The sequence below is a fragment of the Pseudomonas sp. Irchel 3H7 genome (assembly GCF_900187605.1).
Lineage (GTDB): Bacteria > Pseudomonadota > Gammaproteobacteria > Pseudomonadales > Pseudomonadaceae > Aquipseudomonas.
Map to the genome: position 1 here is coordinate 317,975 of NZ_FYEA01000003.1, position 19,029 is coordinate 337,003.

13 protein-coding genes are annotated in these 19,029 nt (G+C 59.7%); 11 read left to right on the forward strand and 2 right to left on the reverse strand.

The genetic code is table 11. The features are described 5' to 3' along the window. The first annotated feature begins 5 nt into the window (after positions 1 to 5). The 9 genes from CKW38_RS07490 (at position 6) to CKW38_RS07530 (ending at position 9,986) form a co-directional block, all read left to right on the forward strand. Positions 6 to 1,334, forward strand: coding sequence for an amidase family protein (locus CKW38_RS07490; RefSeq protein ID WP_095112344.1), 1,329 nt, complete (start codon positions 6 to 8; stop codon positions 1,332 to 1,334). 150 nt (positions 1,335 to 1,484) lie between these two features. Next, positions 1,485 to 2,744, forward strand: a complete 1,260-nt coding sequence (gene mtr, locus CKW38_RS07495; RefSeq protein ID WP_095112345.1) for a tryptophan permease — start codon at positions 1,485 to 1,487, stop codon at positions 2,742 to 2,744. Between the two features lie 263 nt (positions 2,745 to 3,007). After that, positions 3,008 to 3,922 (forward strand): glutamate/aspartate ABC transporter substrate-binding protein, encoded by a 915-nt coding sequence (locus CKW38_RS07500; protein ID WP_095112346.1) that lies wholly within the window; start codon positions 3,008 to 3,010, stop codon positions 3,920 to 3,922. A gap of 194 nt (positions 3,923 to 4,116) precedes the next feature. Continuing rightward, positions 4,117 to 4,863, forward strand: a complete 747-nt coding sequence (locus CKW38_RS07505; RefSeq protein WP_095112347.1) for an amino acid ABC transporter permease — start codon at positions 4,117 to 4,119, stop codon at positions 4,861 to 4,863. Continuing rightward, positions 4,863 to 5,534 carry an amino acid ABC transporter permease gene (locus tag CKW38_RS07510; protein ID WP_007916726.1) on the forward strand — a complete coding sequence of 224 codons (672 nt, stop codon included), beginning with the start codon at positions 4,863 to 4,865 and terminating at the stop codon, positions 5,532 to 5,534. Before CKW38_RS07505 ends, CKW38_RS07510 begins: the two co-directional genes overlap by 1 nt. Further along, the gene (locus CKW38_RS07515) at positions 5,531 to 6,265 is read left to right on the forward strand and encodes an amino acid ABC transporter ATP-binding protein (protein WP_007916729.1); all 735 of its coding nucleotides are present in this window, start codon (positions 5,531 to 5,533) and stop codon (positions 6,263 to 6,265) included. The genes CKW38_RS07510 and CKW38_RS07515 overlap by 4 nt, the downstream gene beginning before the upstream one ends. A 144-nt stretch (positions 6,266 to 6,409) precedes the next feature. Next, complete coding sequence (locus CKW38_RS07520) at positions 6,410 to 8,311, forward strand: sensor histidine kinase (protein ID WP_007916731.1); 1,902 nt, start codon at positions 6,410 to 6,412, stop codon at positions 8,309 to 8,311. Continuing rightward, positions 8,308 to 9,636 carry a sigma-54 dependent transcriptional regulator gene (locus CKW38_RS07525; protein WP_007949592.1) on the forward strand — a complete coding sequence of 443 codons (1,329 nt, stop codon included), beginning with the start codon at positions 8,308 to 8,310 and terminating at the stop codon, positions 9,634 to 9,636. Before CKW38_RS07520 ends, CKW38_RS07525 begins: the two co-directional genes overlap by 4 nt. A gap of 11 nt (positions 9,637 to 9,647) precedes the next feature. Next, on the forward strand, positions 9,648 to 9,986 hold the full coding sequence (locus CKW38_RS07530) for a GlpM family protein (RefSeq protein ID WP_095112348.1): 339 nt from the start codon (positions 9,648 to 9,650) through the stop codon (positions 9,984 to 9,986). Between the two features lie 202 nt (positions 9,987 to 10,188). Here the strand turns inward: CKW38_RS07530 and CKW38_RS07535 are convergent, their stop codons facing one another. Together CKW38_RS07535 and CKW38_RS07540 are read right to left on the reverse strand one after the other, a co-directional pair. Further along, positions 10,189 to 10,854: a DsbA family oxidoreductase gene (locus tag CKW38_RS07535; protein ID WP_095112349.1), complete on the reverse strand. Its 666-nt coding sequence runs from the start codon at positions 10,852 to 10,854 to the stop codon at positions 10,189 to 10,191. 163 nt (positions 10,855 to 11,017) lie between these two features. After that, complete coding sequence (locus tag CKW38_RS07540) at positions 11,018 to 12,052, reverse strand: alpha/beta fold hydrolase (protein WP_007916736.1); 1,035 nt, start codon at positions 12,050 to 12,052, stop codon at positions 11,018 to 11,020. A 218-nt stretch (positions 12,053 to 12,270) separates the two neighbouring features. Between CKW38_RS07540 and CKW38_RS07545 the strand changes: the two genes are divergently transcribed. Together CKW38_RS07545 and metR are read left to right on the forward strand one after the other, a co-directional pair. Further along, entirely contained in the window at positions 12,271 to 17,826 is a 5,556-nt protein-coding gene (locus tag CKW38_RS07545; protein WP_095112350.1) for a dermonecrotic toxin domain-containing protein, read from the forward strand. A 234-nt stretch (positions 17,827 to 18,060) separates the two neighbouring features. Then, complete coding sequence (gene metR, locus CKW38_RS07550) at positions 18,061 to 18,978, forward strand: transcriptional regulator MetR (RefSeq protein WP_007916739.1); 918 nt, start codon at positions 18,061 to 18,063, stop codon at positions 18,976 to 18,978. Positions 18,979 to 19,029: the final 51 nt, after the last annotated feature.

Below are 19,029 nucleotides of genomic sequence, written 5' to 3' on the forward strand. Positions count from 1 at the left end.
CATCCATGTACAGCCAGCTTTCAATTGAACAGCTCGTCAACGGCTTGCGCAGTGGCCAAAACTGCCCGGACACCTGGCAGCATGCCTTGCGCGAGCGTCATGTGCAGATGCAACACCTGAACAGTTTCATCACCTTCGACCCGTCAGCGTCCAAGGCAAATGCCGCTGGGCGCGACAGCGCACTGTATGGCCTGCCGGTGTCGTTCAAGGACAACATCAACGTCAGCGGCATGCCGACCACAGCCGGTACGCCCGGGCTGGCCGACTATGTGCCGCAAACCGATGCCGGCATCGTCGAGCGCTTTCGGCAATTGGGCGCGCAAATTGTCGGCAAGAACAACATGCACGAATTGTCGTTCGGCGTGACCTCGGCCAACCATTCCCATGGCGCGGTGATCAACCCAGTCAACGAACGCCACAGTGCCGGTGGCAGCAGCGGCGGCTGTGCTGCCGCCGTCGCTGCCGGACTGGTGGCGTGTGCGGTCGGCACCGACACCGGGGGGTCGGTACGGATACCGGCGGCGTTCTGCGGGATTGTCGGGTTTCGCCCCACCACCGGCGTTTATCCGGTCGACGGCATCGTCCCGGTGTCGCAAACCAAAGACACTCCGGGCTTGTTGACCCGCACCGTGGAGGATTGTCAGTTCGTTCACGGGCAATTGACTGGCAGCGTGCATCAGGCAGAAACCCGGTCGTTGCGCATTGGCATTCCCGAGCGGTTTCTCTGGACCGACCTCGCTGACAACGTGCAACGCGCTTGCCGCACGGCCATCGATACCTTGGCCGATCGCGGTGTGATCATCGTGCCGGTCGACGATGCCGTGATTGGCGAGATCAACGAGAGCATTCAGTTTCCGCTACCGATCTACGAGTTCTTCATCGATTTTCCACGGTTCCTGATGAAAGCCGGACGCGGTGAGCAGTTCCTCGACATCCTCGCGCAGATTCGCGATCCGGCGATCAAGAAAATCCTCACCGCCCAACTGGAAAGCCCAGCGATTTCCTACACCGACTACGTGCAGGCATTGATGAGCAAACTGCGTCTGGAGAAGGAATACCGCGCCCTCTTCAGCCGCCATCAACTGGACCTGCTGGCTTACCCGACCGTCACGTGCAGCGCACCGCTGCTCAGCGCTTGCGCGGATGAAAGCAACTTTGAAACGTTCGTGCGCAATACCGACCCGGCGAGCAATCTGGCGGCGCCAAGCATCAGTGTGCCGGTAGCGGCGGCGGGTGCGTTACCGGTGGGCCTGTCGTTCGATGCATTGCCAGAGCAGGACGACTTTCTATTGGCCAATGTGCGGCACCTGAAGCACCTGCTCGACATCGGCTAAACCACGATCCCTGTGGGAGCGAGCCTGCTCGCGAAGGCGTCGTGTCAGTCGACATCAACTTCGTCTGCCACATCGCTATCACGAGCCGGCTCGCCCCTACAGGGGCTCTGCGTCGATGCACCTATAACAATTCAAATTGCGGGCCTTGCCATGCGCGTCACCTCAATATCCTCCGTTCCCGCTGTCGAACGCTCGCCGTCGATCCTTGGCGGCGCCATGATCATCGGCGGCACCATCGTCGGTGCCGGCATGTTTTCGCTGCCGGTGATCATGTCCGGGCTGTGGTTCTACGGCTCGGTTGCCGTGCTGCTGTTTGCCTGGTTCTGCACGTTGCACTCGGGCCTGATGATTCTTGAAGCCAATCTCAATTACCGTGAAGGCGCGAGTTTCGCCACGATCACCGGCGATCTGCTCGGGCGTGGCTGGAGCCGTTTGAATGGTTTGAGCATTGTCTTTGTCCTGTACACCCTGACGTACGCCTACATCTCCGCCAGCGGCTCAGTGCTTCATCACACCGCGCAAACCTTCGGGCTTGAGTTGTCATCGCGCGCGGGCGGTTTGGGGTTCACGCTGCTGGTGGCGTTCATTGTCTGGCTCAGTACCACGGCGGTGAGTCGCATGACCACGCTGGTGTTCGGCGCAAAAATCCTCGCGTTCTTTCTAACCTTTGGCGGTTTGCTCGGCCATGTGCAAAGCACCACGCTGCTCAACCTGAACAGCGGTGACAACCATTACTGGCCTTATCTGCTGGTGACCCTGCCCTTCTGCCTGACTTCGTTCGGTTTTCACGGCAACGTGCCGAGCCTGATGAAGCATTACGGCAAGGACCCGCAGCGGATTCGCGCTTGCCTGGTCGGCGGCACGTTGATCGCTCTGGCGCTGTATCTGGTGTGGATGCTCTGCAGCATGGGCAACATCCCCCGCGACACATTCAAGGACATCGCTCAGCGCGGTGGCAATATCGATGCGCTGATCAGCGCCCTGGGTTCACAGCTCAACAGCGCCAACGTCGATCTGCTGTTGACGTTCTTCTCCAATTTCGCCGTGGCCTGTTCATTTCTCGGGGTGACCCTGGGTTTGTTCGATTACCTGGCCGATGTGCTGGGTTTCGACGACAGCCCCATCGGCCGCCTGCAGACCGCCGCCATCACTTTCGCGCCACCGACGCTCTGCGGATTGCTCTGGCCGGAAGGCTTTCTGCATGCCATCGGTTTTGCCGGATTGGCGGCGACATTGTGGGCGGTGATTACTCCGGCGCTACTGGCTCGGGCTTCGCGCAAACGCTTTGGCAGTCCACGCTATCAGGTGTGGGGGGGGACGCCGATGATCGTGCTGGTGCTGTTTTTCGGGGCGATCTGCGCGGTGTCCCATTTGCTGTTCGTATTTGATTGCCTGCCTGTATGGCGCTGAGGACTTCTCGTTCGGTTTTCCGAACACGACCTTACGGTCGATTCGGTTAACCGGATCAGTTACGTTAAAAAATACCGCCACAAAAGTTTAATAACGTTATAAAACAACACGTTATCTATCTGCGACTGGTCTGGCACGAGTCATGCTCTACACTCTCTCGACGAATGCCTGTTGCGCCAACACTTCAGGAGCCGTCAGGCATTCGAAGCACAAAAGGGCCGACAAACTGGCTCCATAAAAAAAACAATGTCGAGGAAAATTTGATGCGCATCGTTCCCCATATCCTGGGCGCAGCCATTGCGGCCGCTCTGATCAGCACGCCAGTTTTCGCCGCCGAACTCACCGGCACCCTGAAGAAAATCAAAGAGTCCGGTGTGATCACCCTGGGCCACCGCGACGCCTCCATCCCGTTTTCCTACATCGCTGACGCTTCCGGCAAGCCGGTTGGCTACTCCCACGATATCCAGTTGGCCATCGTCGAAGCGATCAAGAAAGACCTCGACCTGCCAAACCTGCAAGTCAAATACAATCTGGTGACCTCGCAGACCCGTATCCCGCTGGTGCAGAACGGCACCGTGGACGTCGAGTGTGGCTCCACCACCAACAACGTCGAGCGTCAGCAGCAGGTTGACTTCTCCGTCGGCATCTTCGAAATCGGTACCCGTCTGCTGTCCAAGGCTGACTCCAAGTACAAGGATTTCGACGATCTGAAAGGCAAGAACGTCGTGACCACCGCTGGCACTACCTCCGAGCGCATCCTCAAGGCGATGAACGCCGACAAGCAGATGGGCATGAACGTCATCTCCGCCAAAGACCACGGTGAATCCTTCCAGATGCTGGAATCGGGTCGAGCCGTTGCGTTCATGATGGACGACGCGCTGCTGGCCGGTGAAGCCGCCAAGGCCAAAAAGGCGACTGACTGGGCCGTGACCGGCACTCCACAGTCGTACGAAATCTACGGCTGCATGATGCGCAAAGGCGACGAGCCGTTCAAAAAGGCTGTGGATGACGCCATCAAGGCCACTTACGCTTCGGGCGCGATCAACAAGATCTACGAGAAGTGGTTCATGCAGCCAATTCCGCCAAAAGGCCTGAATCTGAACTTCCCGATGAGCGACGAGCTCAAGGCCCTGATCGCCAATCCGACCGACAAAGCGGCTGACGACAAGAAATCCTGATTTCTGACTAACCTTATCCCCTGAGGAGGCTTCTGCCTTTTCAGGGGATGGTCACTCCCTGCTGGCATTTTCTGGAAACACTCGAACCGGTGGCTGTCGAGCCGATCGCGTGTGCCTGACCGTCAAGGTCAGGGAGGGAACGGAGTTTCCCCAGGCGGGCACTTGTACATCGATCGAATCGAGGGGAGACCCTAATGAATTACAACTGGGACTGGGGCGTGTTCTTCAAGTCCACCGGCGTGGGCAGCGAGACCTATCTCGACTGGTTCATCTCCGGTCTGGGCTGGACCATCGCCATCGCCATCGTGGCCTGGATCATCGCCCTGCTGCTGGGCTCGATACTGGGCGTCATGCGCACCGTGCCGAACCGTATCGTGTCGGGCATCGCGACGTGCTACGTCGAGCTGTTCCGTAACGTGCCGCTGCTGGTTCAGCTGTTCATCTGGTACTTTCTGGTGCCCGACCTGCTGCCGGCGGATCTGCAGGAGTGGTACAAGCAGGACCTCAACCCGACCACCTCGGCTTACCTCAGCGTAGTCGTGTGCCTGGGCCTGTTCACCGCCGCCCGTGTCTGCGAACAAGTGCGCACCGGTATCCAGGCGCTGCCGCGTGGCCAGGAATCCGCCGCCCGCGCCATGGGCTTCAAGCTGCCACAGATCTACTGGAATGTGCTGCTGCCCCAGGCCTACCGCATCATCATTCCGCCGCTTACCTCGGAATTCCTCAACGTCTTCAAGAACTCCTCCGTGGCCTCGCTGATCGGCCTGATGGAGCTGCTCGCGCAAACCAAACAGACTGCCGAGTTCTCGGCCAACCTGTTTGAAGCGTTCACCTTGGCGACCCTGATCTACTTCACCCTGAACATGAGCCTGATGCTACTGATGCGCATGGTCGAGAAGAAAGTCTCCGTGCCCGGCCTGATTTCCGTGGGGGGTAAATAATGGAATTCGATTTCAGTGGCATCGTCCCGGCCATTCCCGGTTTGTGGAACGGCATGGTGATGACCCTCAAGCTGATGGCCATGGGTGTGGTCGGCGGGATCATTCTCGGCACGATCCTCGCGCTCTGCCGGCTGTCGCACAATAAACTGCTGTCGAACATTGCTGGCGCGTACGTTAACTATTTCCGCTCGATCCCGCTGCTGCTGGTAATTACCTGGTTCTATCTGGCAGTGCCATTCGTGCTGCGCTGGATCACCGGCGAAGACACCCCGATCGGCGCGTTCACCTCGTGCATCGTGGCGTTCATGATGTTCGAAGCGGCGTACTTCTGCGAAATCGTTCGGGCCGGCGTACAGTCGATCCCGAAAGGCCAGATGGGCGCGGCACAAGCGCTGGGCATGAGCTACGGCCAGATGATGCGCCTGATCATCCTGCCCCAGGCGTTCCGCAAAATGACCCCGCTGTTACTGCAACAGAGCATCATTCTGTTCCAGGACACTTCGCTGGTTTACACCGTGGGTCTGGTTGACTTCCTTAACGCATCCCGCGCCAGTGGCGACATCATTGGTCGTTCCAACGAGTTCCTGATCTTCGCCGGTGTCGTCTACTTCATCATCAGCTTTGCCGCCTCGCTGCTGGTCAAGCGTCTGCAAAAAAGGTTTGCCGTATGATCTCTATCAAGAACATCAACAAGTGGTATGGCGACTTCCAGGTGCTGACTGATTGCAGCACCGAGGTCAAAAAAGGCGAAGTGATCGTGGTCTGCGGCCCGTCGGGTTCCGGCAAATCGACCCTGATCAAATGCGTCAACGCGCTGGAGCCGTTCCAGAAAGGCGACATCGTTGTCGACGGCACCTCGATTGCCGACCCGAAGACCAATCTGCCGAAACTGCGCTCGCGCGTCGGTATGGTGTTCCAGCATTTCGAACTGTTCCCGCACCTGACCATCACCGAAAACCTGACCATCGCGCAGATCAAGGTGTTGGGCCGCAGCAAGGAAGAGGCGACCAAGAAAGGTCTGCAACTGCTTGAGCGCGTCGGTTTGTCTGCACACGCCCACAAGCACCCGGGGCAACTGTCCGGTGGTCAGCAACAGCGCGTGGCGATTGCCCGTGCGCTGGCGATGGACCCGATCGTCATGCTGTTCGACGAACCGACTTCGGCGCTCGACCCGGAGATGGTCAACGAAGTGCTCGACGTGATGGTGCAACTGGCCCACGAAGGCATGACCATGATGTGCGTGACCCACGAAATGGGCTTTGCGCGCAAAGTGGCCGACCGCGTGATCTTCATGGACGCCGGCAAGATCATCGAAGACTGCCCGAAAGAGGAGTTCTTCGGCGATATCAGCGCCCGCTCCGAACGCGCGCAGCATTTCCTCGAGAAAATCCTGCAGCACTAAAAGCAACACCGCCTCCCCCTGTAGGAGCTGCCGCAGGCTGCGATCTTTTGACTTTGTTTTTAAAGATCAAAAGATCGCAGCCTGCGGCAGCTCCTACAGGGGATTGGTGAAGTTTGTTGTGGTGGTTGACCCAAGGCAACTGTGATGAAATGCGACCCCAATCTCTATCGCGCCGCGCCGCCATCACTTGCCGTGAAACCCCGTCTGATTCGTCATCTGTTCCTGCCGCCGCTGGTCATCATCCTGATGATCGGTCTGGGTTACGTCGGCTTCTGGACCAGTGAGCATTTTGGCATTCGCAGCCTCAGCGAAAACGGCCAGCGCCAGCTCGAACTGAACGCACGCGCCGTCGAAAGCGAAATCAGCAAATACACCTACCTGCCCAGCCTGCTGGAACTCGAAACGAGTGTGTCGCAGTTGCTGGCTGACCCGACTCCCGAAAACCGGCAAGCGGTCAACGATTACCTTGAAGGCCTGAACCGGCGCAGCCGCAGTCGGGCCATCTACGTGATGGACACCACTGGCCGTGTCATGGCCACCAGCAACTGGCGCGATGTCGACAGTTACCTCGGTGAAGACCTGTCTTTCCGCGCCTATTTCCAAAAAGCCGTACGCGGCGAGCCTGGCCGTTTCTACGGCATCGGCAGTACCAACGGCGAGCCCGGTTATTACCTCGCTCACGGCCTCGAAGAGCACGGCAAGATCATCGGCGTCGCTGTGGTCAAGGTGCGCCTGGAAGCCATGGAAGAACGCTGGCAACGCGCACGTCTCGAAGCCTTTGTCAGCGATGAGAACGGCATCATCATTCTTTCCAGTGATCCGGCACGTCGCCTTAAATCAGTGATTCCGCTGAGTGACGAAATCAAAGAAAAACTCGCGCGCAGCCTGCAGTACTACTGGTTCCCGCTCAACGAGCTGCAACCGCTGGCCCGGGAAACCCTGTCCGAAGGTGTGGAAAAACTCACCTTCCCCGCCAACAGCGAAGTGCGCTCCGACGATGACGACATCAGCTATCTGGCGCAGACCCGGCCACTGACCGACACGCCGTGGAATTTCACCCTGCTCACGCCGTTGCAGGACCTGCGTCGCGAAGCCATCAACCAAGGGGTTCTGGTGGCGGTCGCGTTTGCGCTGGTGGCGTTCCTGTTGATCGCCTGGAACGAGCGGCGCAAGGTCATCGCCACCCGACTTGCCGCCCGCGAAGCCTTGCAGGAAGCCAACAATCAACTGGAGCGTCGGATTACCGAACGCACCACCGACCTGCGCGCCAGCAACGAGCGTCTGAAGAGCCAGATCCGCGAACGCCGTCAGGCCGAAGAGACCCTGCGCCGTGCGCAGGATGAGCTGGTGCAGGCCGGAAAACTCGCTGCCATCGGCCAGATGTCGACCAGCATCGCCCACGAATTGAACCAGCCGCTGGCAGCGATGCGTACGCTGTCGGGCAACACCGTGCGCTTCCTCGAAAGGGGTCAACTGGATGTCGCCAGCACCAATCTGAAAACCATCAACGAGCTGATCGACCGCATGGGCCGGATCACCGCCAGCCTGCGTTCGTTCGCCCGGCGCGGTGACAACCAGGGCCAGGCCAGCCTCGGCAAAGCCGTGGAGGCAGCGCTGCAATTGCTCGGGGCACGCCTGGAGAGTTCGGCGGTCAACATTCACCGCCAGTTCATTGATGTCCAGGTGCAGATCGACCAGACCCGCCTCGAGCAGATTCTGGTCAACCTGATCGGCAACGCCCTCGACGCCATGCAGGCGCAACCCCTGCCCGAGCTGTGGTTGGAGGGCGAAGAGTTCAACGCCAAATATCGTCTGCGCGTGCGTGACAACGGCCATGGCATCGACGCCGAAGCGCGCAAGCATCTGTTCGAACCCTTCTTCACCACCAAGCCCGGCGAACAAGGCCTGGGCCTTGGTCTGACCCTTTCCGCCAGCCTCGCGGCCGCCACCGGCGGGCATCTGGGTGTCGAACACCCCGCCAGCGGTGGCACCACCTTCGTCCTCAGTTTACCGTTGGTAAGCCCTACTCCTGCCGAGCCAATATGAACCACGACCTTAGTGTGCTGATCGTCGAAGACGACCCCCATGTGTTGCTCGGCTGCCAACAGGCGCTGACGCTGGAAGACATCCCCTGTGTCGGCGTTGGCAGCGCCGAAGAAGCGCTCGAGCGTGTCGGCGACAACTTTGCCGGCATCGTCATCAGCGACATTCGCCTGCCGGGCATCGATGGCCTGGAATTGCTGACCCGCCTCAAACAACGCGATCGCAGCTTGCCGGTGGTGTTGATCACCGGCCACGGCGACATTTCCATGGCCGTTGGCGCGATGCAGAAAGGCGCCTATGACTTCATGGAAAAACCGTTCTCGCCGGAGCGTCTGGTCGACGTCGCGCGGCGTGCGCTGGAGCAACGCAGTCTTGCTCGCGAAGTATCATCGCTGCGTCGGCAACTGGCCGAACGCGATTCTCTTGAAGGACGGATCATCGGCCGCTCGCCGGCGATGCAGAATCTGCGCGAACTGATCGCCAACGTCGCCGACACCTCGGCCAACGTATTGATCGAAGGAGAGACCGGTACCGGCAAGGAACTTGTCGCGCGCTGTTTGCATGATTTCAGTCGTCGCCACAGCAAACAATTCGTCGCACTCAACTGCGGCGGCCTGCCGGAAAACCTTTTCGAAAGCGAGATTTTCGGCCACGAGGCCAATGCCTTCACCGGTGCCGGCAAGCGGCGTATCGGCAAGATCGAACACGCCGACGGCGGCACGCTGTTCCTCGACGAAGTGGAAAGCATGCCGTTGCCGTTGCAGATCAAGCTGCTGCGCGTGTTGCAGGAACGCACCCTCGAACGCCTCGGCTCGAACCAGAGCGTGGCCGTGGATTGCCGGGTCATCGCGGCGACCAAATCCGACCTCGACGAAGCGAGCAAGGCCGGTGAGTTCCGCAGCGACCTGTATTACCGTCTCAACGTCGTGACCCTGGAGCTGCCGCCCCTGCGCGAGCGCCGCGAAGACATCCTGCAACTGTTCGAACACTTCACCCAGCAGTCGGCCCTGCGTTTCGACCGCGCGCTGCCGGAGCTGGACAACCAGACCCTGTCGAACCTGATGAGCCACGACTGGCCAGGCAATGTGCGCGAGCTGCGCAACGTCGCCGAGCGTTTTGCCCTCGGCCTGCCAGCGTTCAAAAAATCCGGCGCCAGCAGCGGTGGACAAGGCCTGGCGTTTGCCGAAGCGGTGGAAGCGTTCGAACGCAACCTGCTCAGCGACGCCCTGCAACGCAGCGGCGGCAACCTGACTCAGGCCAGTCTTGAGCTGGGCATGGCCAAGACCACGCTGTTCGACAAAGTAAAAAAATACGGCCTGAGCCATTAAGCGAGAACGATGTGGATCTTTTTTTCAAAGCCTTGCTGGGTGCGGCGGTGGTGCTGATCATCGCCGCGCTGTCGAAGACCAGAAACTATTACATTGCCGGGCTGGTGCCGCTGTTTCCGACGTTTGCGCTGATTGCGCATTACATCGTCGGCAAAGGGCGTTCGATTGAAGATCTGAAGACCACGATCGTGTTCGGCATGTGGTCGATCATTCCGTACTTTGTGTATCTGGCGACGTTGTATGTGATGGTGGATCGGCTGCGACTGGAGGCTTCGTTGGCCGTGGCGGCGGTGGCGTGGTTGATGGCTGCTACGGTGTTGGTGACGGTCTGGGTTCGGTTACACAGCTGACCCTCACCCCAGCCCTCTCCCAGAGGGAGAGGGGGCCGACCGCTGAATATTGAAGATCTCCGCCGACGTGAAAGTGCAGTACCGAATCCATAATCGACTCAATGCATCAGGTCGGCGGATAGCCAAATACAACGCGGTCAGTCCCCTCTCCCTCCGGGAGAGGGTTAGGGTTAGGGTGAGGGGCTTTTGGCTCCTACCGATATCAGCTGACCGTCCCGCCCTTGGACTCCGCCATGATCTGCCGGATCGCGCCAACAAACGTCTCCACCGGCTGTCCACCCGTCACCGCGTACCGACCGTTGAACACCACGGTCGGCACCGAACTCACCCCGCGCTGCAGCCACAACTGCTCTTCTTCACGCACCTCATCGGCAAACTCGTCCGACGCCAGTACAGCCTCGGCTCGCTGACGATCCAGCCCGACACTTTCAGCAATCTGCACCAGTTGCCGGTGATCGGACGGATTGCCGCCATCGCTGAAATAGGCCTTGAACAGTGCCTCTTTCAAGGCCAACTGCACACCTTCAAGACCGGCCCAGTGCAACAGGCGATGCGCATCGAAGGTGTTGTAGATGCGGCTGTTGCCATCAGTGCGAAAGACAAACCCCAGCTCGGCGCCACGGGCGCGAATGGCTTCGCGATTCTTCTGCGATTGCTCCGGGGTCGAGCCGTATTTCTCTTGAATGTGCTCGGCAATGTTCTGCCCGTCGGCACCCATTTTCGGATTCAGTTCGAATGGCTGAAATCGGATCTCGGCCTGCACTTCGTTGCGCAGAATTTCCAATGCCTGTAACAGGCCATACAAACCGACGACGCACCAAGGGCAAGAGACGTCGCTGACAAAGTCGATTTTCAGAGCGGAATTCATCAAACACCTCGCAGGGGAAATCGTGCGGGAAAGTTTGCACGATACACCTGCTCCGGATTTTGTGGTGACCGTAACGGCACCTTCGCGAGCAGGCTCGCTCCCACAGAGGAACGCATTCCAAATGAGGTCGCGAAGGGGCCAGACCAACACCGCCCACTTTTGTTTAGAGCAGATTCGCGCCCACCACCGGTTCAATCTGCGCCCAGTGCGAGGTGTCTTCACGATGCGCCTGCAAATACGGCAGCACCGCCGCCAGCAACGGCGCCTTGAACGCCTCCTGAAAACGATGCGCCAGCCCCGGAATGAGCTTCAACTGACTGCCGCGAATATGTGCCGCCAGATGAACCCCGTGCATCACCGGCAACAGCGGATCCGCCGTGCCATGCACCACCAGCGTCGGCACCCGCAATTGATTGAGCAATGCCACCCGGCTCGGCTCGGCAAGGATCGCCATGATCTGCCGCTTCACGCCCTCGGGGTTGAACGCACGGTCATACGACAGCGCAGCCTGATGCAGCAAGGCCTGCCGGTCATCCGCGACCGCCGGGCTACCCAGTGCCGCCAGCAAATCAGCCTGTTGCTCCAGTGCCACCTGACGATTCGGTGCGCCGCGACGCGACAACAACTGAACCAGCGCGGCACTCGGTGCCGGCAATCCTTCGGCGCCCGAAGTGGTCATGATCAAGGTCAGGCTCTCGACCCGCTGCGGGGCCATTGCCGCCATGTGCTGGGCAATCATCCCGCCCATGCTCGCGCCCAGCACGTGGAATTGCTCAACGTGCAGCGCGTCCATCAAGCCCAGCGCATCGTCAGCCATGTCGGTCAAACTGTAGGGCGCCGACACCGGCAGACCGAGCTTGTAGCGCAGTACTTCAAAGGTCAGGTTGGCTTCGGCCGGCGCCTGACGCCAGGTCGACAGACCGACGTCGCGGTTGTCATAGCGAATCACCCGAAAGCCCTGCTGACACAGCGCGACCACCACTTCGTCCGGCCAGTGGATCAACTGTCCGCCCAAGCCCATGACCAGCAACAACGCCGGATCCGACGCGCGACCAATGCTCTGGTAAGCCAGGCTCACCTGCTGCAGATCAACGTGCTCTGTCGGCACATTGACGTCGCAACGCGCCGCCGCCCAGGACGACGGTCCGAAAAAAATCGCGACCAAAACAGCCGCGACCGATAAAAAAGCCTTAACCATGAAAAACACCGAAACGCAGAACCCCAGTAGAGCGCGAGTCTGATGAAGTTTGTTCAAGCGCGCTGCCACACTTCCATGACAGTTTGATGAAGAGTGCCGAGCGGTCATGGACGCTGGTCGCAAAGAATATCTATGTACCGCCATCGCCTTGCGCGATTTCTCTTGAATGACCCGCTCAGGGACGGATTCCCCGCCCCGCCAATGCGAGTCACGCCACCATGCCCGATCGCCTTATTCTGGATGAGCTCCCCGCACCGTCACCGTTGCCAGAGACCGTCGAGCACCTGCCGAAAACGATTGATCACAGTCTGCTGCTGCAGGCCAACCAACGCTGGCGCACCAGCAGTGAGGGTTTGCGCGACTTGTTTGCCGCCAGCCCGGCCCTGCGCGACAGCGTCAATGAACTCCTGCGCCAACAACTGCAACTGGATGGCGAAAAAACCGGACTGCGCTTTGCTGCCACCGATGACCAGCCGGAACATATCGTCAGACTCACCGATGCCTGTGCCTTTGTCGTTCAACAGCCGACGCTGGAAACCGACCTGGATCAGCGCTGTGACCTCACCGGTATCGGCGCAGATCATCCGTTGTATGCCTTGAAGCCCCTGCAACTCCTGGAAAAACTCAAAGCCCTCGACCCACGCAAAAGTCACGAGACTCGCTGGGCACAGTTCTGGGACGCGCGAGCGCCGCGCACGCCTGTGTCGCGCCGTACCCGAGCCACGCAGCTTTACCGTGCGCATTTCGAAGCCACTGCGCACATGGCTCTCGCTCATCAGACGATTACCGCAGCGCAACTCAAAACGCTGCAACTGATCATTGATTCAGGTGCTGACGCGCTGACGATCGATGGTCAGCCCATTCATACGGAAAAACTGGCGCTGGTACTGAGCAACGACAGCAAGGTCAAACTCCCCGGTGCATGGGTCGTCTGCGTCGGCGATGTGTCCACAGCGGCACCATTGCTTTATCTGCCCTGCAACGCCACATCGATCCAGGCCTTCAATTCACGCGCAGCAATGCAGACGTGGCTGACCCGTCAGGTACCGATCCCCACGGGACTGCCCAAGGAAATACTGCGCGTTGACTACAGCGCAGCGCTCGACCCGATGGTCACCGGGGCAAGCGATCTGTTCGCAGGTCGACACCACGCGCAACTCGATGCGTTGAGCAATACCAACAAAGACACTCCCGGGATCAAAGAGCACGGCGCGCGATCACTGATACATGTCGACCTGATCGATCATCAACGCAGCAGCGCGATCATTGTGGCGGCCCCGCCAAAAACGCTCACGCCCGGCAGTGATAGCGAGATGGAGGACGAATCGCTGTTCGGCAGCCTGTCGGCCGGCATTCCACTGGCCGTGCGACAAGCAGCGCTCAAACGCGAACGCGATGCGCTTGAACGCTTGCAGAGCAACGATGGCGACGGTGCTCGATATCGGCAATGCAAGGAAGCCCTCAAAACGCTGGAAACCGCTGAGCAAGCCGGCGAGACCGCCGCCTCATCCCTGCTGTACCGCGACAATCCCCTCGACGTCAGCACTTTCAACACGGCGCTCACGGCCCTGCGTCAGGCGCACCGGGATGGCTTGTATGCCGAAGGCAATCTGCAAGCGGCGTTGGGCCAACTCGACAGCGCCGATCACGATCTGCTCAAAGCCGTGCTGGACAACCCTGTTGCCGCCGAACGCGACCCGGACATCACGGCAGCGAGCCTGACCTTGTCACTGACCGAAACCAAGGACGAGATACGTACGACGCAGAGTGAACGGCTCAAAGGCGTGCTGGTGATCGGACGCCAGGCGATGCTCACGGATCGGGCATCGACGTCCAGTCTGCTGCTCTACTGGCCAGGCACCGGTGGGGGCCTGCAGCGCTTTGCTGATCGCCAGACACTGGAGCGCGAGGTGTTCAGGATTGCGGACCACGCCAGCGATCTGACCCTGCAACTGAGCCCGTTCACCACAGACCCGCTGCATCACTGCCTCAATGAGCTGATAACCGACTTCGATTCAAAAGCCACCCTTCTGCGCGGTCAGCCCGAGCAGGCGGACGCCCTGGAAATTCTGCGCCAAGGCTGTCTCGCCACTGTGCAGGTTCCGCTGCACGACGCCCGAAGCCTGGCCTTTGCTCACCTGCAAGAGCAGGAACGCACCGCCACCCTCGCCGGCCATCGGCCAGGCTGGTTGACCAGACTCAACGAGAATGAGCGTAACGGGCTGAAACACAACATCGAGGCGTATATCGCAGCGATGCGCACAAGCCACGCCCTTATGACGCTCGCGCTGGAACCGCGTGACGACTTCACCCGCCGACACCTGTACGCCCGACTGCGCAAGGACTTTTCCCTTGAAGGCCATTTTTCCATACAAGTCGAGTTGCCCGACTCGACCACTACCGAACAGGTTCCTGAGGCAGGGCCCGGTGGCATTCGCAAAACCACCGTCATTGTCCCTGGCAAGTCCCGCAGCAAAATGTCACTTGAGGACCTGGCCCAGCTGAATATCGATAATGTGCAATCAGTGCTCAATGACTCGCTGTCGCAACGCCTGGTCTTCCTGCGCCTGGAGGTCACCGCGACGCATAAAAAGGATCGCACCCGCCTGCTCAACGGCATCAACCTGAGGTATCTGCGCAAGGTGCTGCCGGAACTGGATCTGCCCAAGGCGTATGACCAGAAGATCAATGAAGCATTCAGAGGCGCAAGCAGCGAGTCGCTCTTCGTCAAACAGCATCGCCGGGAAAGCCTGATCGAGCCATGGCGGCTGATGCTCAAAATTCAAAGCGAGACTGCCCGCCTGCAAAAACATCTCAGCCGTGATGAGTCCGCCTTGCTGAACATCGCCATCGATGCCAGCACCGTAGACGCGTGGCAAGCCAACGGCAAGCGCCTGGTCCTGCTGCCGGTCGCTCTGAAAGCAGGCGGCAAGGATACCCCCGGCGAAGGGCCGGTAACCCTGTCCGGCGTCAGCCTGATCGAAGAACAGATCAGCGGCGTCACTTTGCTGTATCTGCCAGACAGCCAGGACGGGCAGTTTTTCCGCCGCTACGACAATCTTGAAGCGGCGCGCAAAGGGCTGTTCCGGTTGTGCGGGAGTGACAAGTGGATCGAGTATCTGGCGGGCAGGACGTTGCAGGGTAACGTCAGGGCTCATATCAGCCGTATCGGCCAGGCCGTGGAAAAAAACTTCGACGCCATTATTGAAGTGGGCGTGCGCTGGCCGGCAAGTACCTCGCTGGCAGCGCACCTGCTCGATGCTCACATGGGCCGGTTGATCGAAGCCCATCGCGGCACGTCGCGCTCCAACGATGAACTGTTCTTCGAGCGCTATGCCCTGAAAGGTCCGCGCGCTTTCAACTACATAAAAATGGCGCTGGGGATGGTGCCCTTCGTCGGCAGTGTGCTGGCGCTTTATCAGGCCTGGACCGCTGCCAATCAGGCCGTCGCTGCATTTCTGCGTGGCGACGTGGCTGACGGTCTGGTGGAAATCGAGTCGATGCTGCTGTCGTTGGTCGACGCTTTCATGGATTTGCTCCCGGGCGAAGCAGCCGCCTCGACTCTCTCGCGCACGACCCGCGCGTTGACTCGGGCGCGCCAACTTCACGCGGTGGTCCGCAACGTGGCGGCATTGCAGATCAAAACGCAGCGTCACGCCCGGCATGTGCTGGCGCGCTTCAAGGATTACGAATATGAAAAGCCGATTTCCCTGACAGGCACAGAACCCGCCAGCCATGGCCTCTACCGCGGGATCTACCGGCATGCCGACGGTGATTTCATTGAACGTCAGGGTCGCCTCTACCCAGTGGAGCTGAGCCGGGATTCGCGCAGCTGGCGTCTGTCCGGTAACTCGCGAAAAACTTACAAGCAGCCGATCGCACTGGATGAAAACGGGCAATGGGACACCTGGTTCGGCGTCTACGGGGAGCCCCTTGAAAGCGGCTTGGCCGGTGGCGGCAATATTGCCGGGCGTGTCGCCGATACGCTGGATGCTTACTGGCCACCGGCGATTCGGCAGCGCCTGCCGCGCTGGCTGGTGGATCGAAACTTTCGCCGTCACCATCAACTGACCGCCGCCGCTGACGAACTGGCTGATCAACTGCAGGCCCGAGGTGCAAAAAGCGACCTGGTACTGAACGCCTACCGCGCCGCCTCTGTAGCGGAACGCCCCGCCATGTGGCCGGCGGTCGAAGCCGCCTGCGTCGGCGATATCCAATTAGCCCAACAGCGTTACCAGACGTTGACCGAGCTGACTGAGGTGGCCCATCGCAGAAAGCGCAGGGAAGTCGCCGATATGCAAAGCAAGACCGCATGGTTATTGACCGATCGCTATCGGCGGCGCGCAGTTCACGCATCGCACAATGTTCACGCCATGACACTGAAGATCAAGGAGCTCAAGCAGGTACGCGATGCTCTGCCAGACGGCACACTGGCCCGGCGCCTGGAAATCATGGAAGAGATACGTGTCTTGCGTGTCGAGATCGTGAAAAAGCTCGACCATATGGAAGGGTTCAAGGAGCAGGTCAATCAATGGTATGAACGTATGCTTGCCAAAGACCGGCCGAAGATGTCCGCACTCGTCGACAACATCAACGTTCTGCACAGCGATACATCCCTGCTGTACCTGAAAACCTCTCAACGCCTTGAGATCGTCAAGAAAGCCGGCAGCCCCGATGATGCGTCGTGGCTCTATCTGCTGGAACTGGCGGAGCCACTTCGAAATAACATCGACCGTGTCCTGTACAGCCAGTACGACCTGCCGAACATTCTTGGCACGGTCGCCCAACGTAACCGGATTCTTCAGGAGTGCGTCGACGTCTGTGTCGAGTACCGTCGCGAGATGGCCGCCTGGACCGCCAGCTATCCGCAATTCTTTCATCTGGAAGTGGTCGAGCCATTGCTTGAAGGCGTTGACCGACTGGCCGATCGGGCGCGCGCCGGGATCAACAAGCCGCCCGGGCCAAGCGTTGCAGGACAACCGCAACAGCGTGTATTCATCACGGAAGACAATCAACTGCGCCATGGCGTCGAGCAATGGGACAGTGCGACCCAGACCCGACAATATAAAAGTACCGGGCCTGGTGGCCATGAAGAGATCTGGGAACAAGGCGCCGATGGCAGATTACGCCTGACCAATCCGCAAAACATCGCAACCCGTTCGCCCGCCGTGTTAAGTCTGGCCAAACTGCTCACCGAAGCACAGCAGCGTCTGGATAACGTGGCAGCTTACCGCGCCAAAGTGCAGAGCAACGCCGACCGGGACATGCTCCCTGTCAACCTGGAACACATGATGACCAGCCAGGCAGGCGAGCTCAATACCCGCGCCAATCGCATCGCCGCCAAGTCAGCAGAGCAGCCGATCATTCAGCAATTGCGCGATCAGGCCGCTGAGCTGATCGTCGAAGGTCGTGCCCTGCGCACCCAATACTCACTGACCAGTCAGAAGCCCACCGACGGTATGCTTGATGACCTCATCGGACAGAACGCCGTAGTGATCCGCAGACCCCTTGCGATCCGGCGCATCACCGACCATCAGGGGCAACCCGACTACCTGCAGGAATATGAGATCTGGAACATCACGCGCGAACCTGAGCAACTGCTCTGGTACGCACATTTCCATTACCGCTCGGCGACCCGACCTTTGCGCAAATTCGAAAGGGCTCATCTGAAACTGCCGGCGCATCGCCACCTGACTCACGCTGACGACCCGACCCTGCTCGATTCCAGAATCACCGCACAGTCGATTGTTTTGCAGCATTTCGAAGGGATTTGAATCCACACGTGCTACCGCCCGTCGCTACTGTCAGATCTGACAGTAGCGCGGCGAGGTGTTCGCGCAGCCAATGGTTCGACGACGGAACCCACGTTGAGCCGTTGAAACGATCAGGGAATGGCAGGCGACTTCGAGACTGCACGCGTAAAAAGGTGTAATCGTCGACAGCGCTCTCAACTTGAGACAAACTCACCCTCTTTGCGTTAATCACAAGTTTTCCTCATGGAGCCATCGGTGCTTGAAATCCGCCACCTGAAAACCCTGCATGCCTTGCGCGAAGCCGACAGTCTGGTCGATGCCGCCGACCGTTTGCACCTGACGCAGTCAGCGCTGTCGCACCAGTTCAAGGAACTTGAGGAGCGCCTGGGCATGGCCCTTTTCGTGCGCAAGACCAAACCGGTGCGCTTCACCAGTGCCGGTTTGCGCCTGCTGCAACTGGCCGATGCGACCCTGCCGCTGTTACGCGCCGCTGAACGGGATATCGGTCGGCTGGCCGGTGGCACCGCCGGACGTTTGCATATGGCCATCGAATGCCACAGCTGCTTTCAGTGGCTGATGCCGACCATCGACCAGTTCCGCGATGCCTGGCCGGAAGTCGAACTCGACCTCGCCTCGGGTTTCGCTTTCGCTCCGTTGCCGGCGCTGGCCCGTGGCGATCTGGATCTGGTGGTGACGTCCGATCCACTGGAAATCGCCGGGATCACTTATGTGCCACTGTTCACCTACGAAGCCATGCTCGCCGTGGCCAATCAGCATGCGCTGGCGAGCAAACCGTACATCGTCCCCGAAGACCTGCTGACGGAAACGCTGATCACCTACCCGGTGGAACGCGACCGCCTCGACATCTTCACGCGCTTCCTGGAACCGGCCGATATCGAACCGGCGCAGGTGCGCACTTCAGAGCTGACAGTGATGATGATGCAACTGGTTGCCAGCGGCCGTGGCGTCTGCGGCATGCCGCACTGGGCGTTGCATGAATACAGCTCGCGCGGTTACGTGAAGGGCAAACGGCTGGGGGAAAAAGGCTTGTTCGCGACGTTGTACGCGGCGATTCGTACCGACATGCTCGATGCGCCGTACATGCGTGATTTTCTGCTGACGGCCAAGGACACGTCGTTCTCGACCCTGGACGGGGTCAGCGCCGTGCGCTGAGTCACTTGTGGGAGCGAGCCTGCTCGCGAAAGCGATGTATCAGACACACAA